At 31.8% G+C, this 318-nt stretch carries 1 pseudogene; it reads right to left on the bottom strand.

The window, feature by feature from the left end:
- A pseudogene (locus IM273_RS22355) lies at nucleotides 1-265 on the bottom strand (site-specific integrase); the annotation flags it as partial.
- Nucleotides 266-318 lie beyond the last annotated feature (53 nt).

The raw sequence follows: 318 nt of genomic DNA, 5'->3' as shown, positions 1-318 counted from the left end.
GCATATAACTAATTAAAGAGGTTATTTCATCTGGTATTATCGTTGTTCGTTCAATTATATCAATTCCCCTACCATCCAAGAAATTACTGAAAATTAGTAAGTTAGTTGCAACTATTTCCATCGTTGAGGCTGTTGCGCCTCTATTTCTTATGTCTGTAGTAAGAAATAGATTTTGATAGTAAGTTGGTAGATTACTTTTTTTATCAAGGATCAGGCATCCTCGCTCTCCACTACTCATGATGAATTTCTTTACTTTATATCCCATTTTCACCTCAAACTTAACAAATTAATATCACTCTCACTTATTAAATATATTCC

The sequence above is a fragment of the Enterobacter cloacae complex sp. P13B genome (assembly GCF_014895915.1).
Lineage (GTDB): Bacteria > Pseudomonadota > Gammaproteobacteria > Enterobacterales > Enterobacteriaceae > Enterobacter > Enterobacter bugandensis.
This window is presented reverse-complemented; position numbering and strand designations above follow the sequence as displayed.